At 74.1% G+C, this 948-nt stretch carries 1 protein-coding gene; it reads left to right on the top strand.

The window, feature by feature from the left end:
• Window positions 1-342: 342 nt before the first annotated feature.
• Window positions 343-948, top strand: a 606-nt coding sequence (locus tag D588_RS25165; protein WP_198526784.1) for a cache domain-containing protein, incomplete at its 3' end; no start/stop codon positions are given.

The following is a 948-nucleotide window of genomic DNA, read 5'->3' as shown; positions in this document are numbered from 1 at the left end:
CAGGCACGGCTGCAGCGCACCGGCCCGACGGTGCCGGCCTGGTTGCTGCAGCAGGTGGCGCCGCTGTTCCGGGTGGCGCTGCACGACGGCATCGCCGCGCGGGCGTGCCGACGGGTGGGGCTGACGACACAGGCACTGGCGCAGTGGCCGCAGCGGACTGAATGATTTATCCGCATCGCTGAACGCAGCATCGCGTCACGGGCGGTCAAGATCGCCGGTCCCAGGCCGCTGTATCCAGCATCCACGCCGCACTCCCAATCTTCGATGCCGCCGAACCCGCTCGCCGACAGGAAGCGTGACCGTCGCTTTCGGCACAGCCTGCGGCGCGTCACGCGCGCGCCGTTGCGGGCCATCGCGACCTGGGGCGTGGCGCTGGCGATGCTGCTGGCCGCCGGCCTGGTGCTGGTGCTGGCGCAGGACCGCCACAACCGCCTGGCCGCGGCGCAGCGGCAGAGCCTGGCCCTGGCCACCGGCAGCGACCGCCTGCTGCAGTTGCAACTGGACAATCTCGGCCAGGCGCTGCATGGCGAGGCTCTGAGCGCGCAGGCGCTGCTGGCGGAGACGCCGGCGCGGGCGCCCGAACTGATCGCCGCCTCGCTGCACGGCCTGCAGGCGCGGCACCCGGAACTGCGCGACGTGGCCCTGCTGGATGTGCAGGGCCAACGCCGCTTCGGCGGCACGGGCGATCCGCAACTGCGCGCATGGATGCCGCGCGCGCGCTGCGGCGACCGGGTCTGCGTGAGTCCGCCAGTGCGCCTGGCCGATGGCGAGGCGGTGGTGCGCGTGGCGGTCCCGTGGGGCACCGATGGCTGGGTCGAGGCGCAATGGCGGGTGGCCGCGTTGCAACGCATCGTGCAGGGCACCGACAGCGGGCGCGACGGCATCGTCGCGCTGACCGACGCGCAGGGCGTGCTGCTGGCCGCCAGCCGTCCGCTCGCGGCCGGCCAG

It is taken from the genome of Xanthomonas sp. SHU 308, assembly GCF_000364645.1.
Classification (GTDB): Bacteria; Pseudomonadota; Gammaproteobacteria; order Xanthomonadales; family Xanthomonadaceae; genus Xanthomonas_A; species Xanthomonas_A sontii.
This window is presented reverse-complemented; position numbering and strand designations above follow the sequence as displayed.